The following is a 2,792-nucleotide window of genomic DNA, read 5'->3' on the forward strand; positions in this document are numbered from 1 at the left end:
GCCAGCGTGCCCACCAAAAAGGTTAGTGAAGTCAGCGGCATAAACTTCCGTAAGCCGCCCATCATGCGCATGTCCTGCGCGTAGGCGGGGTTGTGTCCCACCACGCTCTCCATACTGTGAATGACTGACCCTGACCCCAGGAACAGCATTGCCTTGAAGTAAGCGTGAGTCATCAGGTGGAACAAGCCCGCGCCATAAGCCCCGACGCCCATTGCCATGACCATGTAGCCCAACTGGGACATCGTGGAGTAGGCGAGTCCTTTTTTGATGTCGTTTTGGGTGATGGCGATCGTCGCACCCAAAAATGCCGTAAAGGCTCCGGTCCAAGCAATCACCGTCATGGACACCGGAACGCCCTCAAACATCGGGAACATCCGGGCAATCAGAAAGACGCCTGCCGCCACCATTGTTGCTGCGTGAATCAGTGCCGAGATTGGCGTTGGACCTTCCATCGCATCGGGAAGCCAGACGTGCAGTGGGAACTGCGCCGACTTCGCCACGGGTCCCAGAAAAACCAAGATTGCAAATAGCGCTGCCAGCGTGCCGCTGAGGGCACCGGATTGAACCAAGTCCTGAAGCCGCTCACCAATTACATCAAACTCAAAGCTGCGAGTAGACCAGTACAAGCCCAAAATACCCAGCAGCAACCCAAAGTCTCCGACTCGGTTGGTTACAAATGCTTTTTGGCAGGCGTCTGCGGCGGCTTTGCGATCGAACCAGAAGCCGATTAGCAAGTAGGAGCACATGCCCACCAGTTCCCAAAAGATATAAACCTGAACCAGGTTAGGGCTAATTACCAGCCCCAACATCGAGGACGTGAACAGGCTTAAATACGCATAGAAACGCACATACCCGGGATCATGAGCCATGTAGCCATCGGTGTAGATCATCACCAGAAAGGCAACGGTCGTCACAATTACCAGCATTAGCGCCGTTAGGTGGTCGATCGTGTAGCCCATACTGAGGTGAAAATCTCCAGCGGCTGCCCACTCAACCATGTAAGTGTAAGTAGGGTGCCCGTGAAACTGACTCCACAGCAGCGCAAACGACAGAACCATCACGGTTCCCGTCAAGGACACGATGAACGTTGAGTTAACGTTTCGCAGACGGTTCGTCGGCTTATTAAACGAGAGCAGCCCTACGCCAACTAGCATCGCGCCCGCTAGCGGCAGAACTGGAATTAGCCAAGCATATTGATAAAGTGCTTCCATTGCTTGCGCCTAGATTAGAATTCTGCAATAGGTTGAAAACCGCTTACATTGTGACACACACCTAACGGGAAACTGTCAAGGCACGTACACAACGGTCAGCTCCTACGGCTTAGGATTCCTAAAAACCTAGAGAATCACATCTATAGCAAGGTAGGGAACCGGTGCTCCTGCAAATGCCCGCAGCTGTTCCAGTTCGACTATAAGTGACTACTCAAAAATGAGCGTCAGAATTTAGGAAATTTCCCAATTCCAACGCCAATTCACAATCTAGACGCTACAAATTTAATTTTTTCCAGCGATAGAACCTGCTAGTGAAGCACCCAGAAAGGCTTGCTGCAACTCTTTCCAGAGATCATCTCGCTTATACAAGCCCTCCAATCGATGGATGACCCGACCTTTTTCAAACACCAAGATCGTGGGCAGCGTTGTGATTCGATATTCGCTAGACAACTTCAAGTTCTCGTCGGCGTTGATCCCAAACAGCTTCACTTGGCGATCGAGTTCTGTCTGAAGCCGCGTCAAGATCGGTTCAATCATTCGACACGGACCGCACCAAGGCGCACCAAAATGAACAAGAACGGGAGTAGATGCTTCCAAAACTTCTTTTTCAAAAATCGGCTTAACCATCATCGGCTTAACCATTGGAGTGGTTTGATCCCTGGCTTACTATCGGTGTTTACAAAGCTATTGGGATCATCCTACCAGTCAACGCTGCCTGTTGCACGAATTAACAGCGGATGTGCCCACCAAAACAGTAAAACAAATCCTGCAACTCCTAAATAAGCAGGGCGCAAGAACTCAACTAGCTTCAATTTCTGTTGTCCCTGCACGATCGCCCAAAATGGCACGATCGACGTTCGCGCTTTAACGGCCTCAAACGCCTCGCCATAGCGCGCGTTCAAACGTCGATCTCCATGCCATACGCCAAACACATGATGTAGAATCAGCCCGATCGACGTGACTACCATAAACGACGATCCCACCCAGAGCAGATGAGCAATGCACCAGATGACTTGTCCAACCATTTGTGGGTGACGCGTGATGCGGATAATGCCCGTTTCGTACAAATGCACCTGTGGCTTTTGAATCGCGGCAATCTCTAGCAGGTTAAACGTCGCTGGATAGAGAAACACAAACGAGATCGCCGACAGCACCCAGACGATCGCGGCAACTCCGGGCACGCCCTGAAGCTGCCAGAGCTGAAGTCCGTCATAGCGGTGGTTAAAGAAGTAGATAATCAGCACGGTTGCCAACGGCAGACTCACCAGCGCGAACAAAACTCGGTAGAGGCGAGGACCAATGCGCTGTTCGCCCCATGATCGCAGTGCGGCTAATCCACTGTGTGCAACTGCAAAACCAAACAGCAGCCCAAGCATCACAAAGTGGCTGGGCGTTAACCAATCAGGCATAAGAAGGAACGGTTCAGGGGCTAGGGATCACAGGATAATCTAGCATCGATCGCCCCACTCCCTAAAACACAATATCTAACTCTAACTGGCGCAAATCGATCGTGTGCAGCATGCCACGACCCTCGCTCCAGGTAGCCACTAGCAGCGCGTAGGGGTCAAGAACGGCGATCGC

3 protein-coding genes are annotated in these 2,792 nt (G+C 51.7%); all 3 read right to left on the minus strand.

Annotated features, from left to right (window positions below; all coding sequences use genetic code 11):
- Positions 1 to 1,211 (minus strand): NADH-quinone oxidoreductase subunit L (locus H6F43_RS01550; protein ID WP_190340264.1); only part of this gene is annotated, 1,211 nt, incomplete at its 3' end.
- 282 nt (positions 1,212 to 1,493) lie between these two features.
- Positions 1,494 to 1,853 (minus strand): thioredoxin domain-containing protein, encoded by a 360-nt coding sequence (locus H6F43_RS01555; protein ID WP_242025242.1) that lies wholly within the window; start codon positions 1,851 to 1,853, stop codon positions 1,494 to 1,496.
- Positions 1,854 to 1,909: 56 nt separating this feature from the next.
- Positions 1,910 to 2,620: an NnrU family protein gene (locus H6F43_RS01560; RefSeq protein ID WP_190340265.1), complete on the minus strand. Its 711-nt coding sequence runs from the start codon at positions 2,618 to 2,620 to the stop codon at positions 1,910 to 1,912.
- Positions 2,621 to 2,792 lie beyond the last annotated feature (172 nt).

This window comes from Leptolyngbya sp. FACHB-36 (assembly GCF_014695955.1).
Taxonomy (GTDB): Bacteria; Cyanobacteriota; Cyanobacteriia; order Leptolyngbyales; family Leptolyngbyaceae; genus FACHB-36.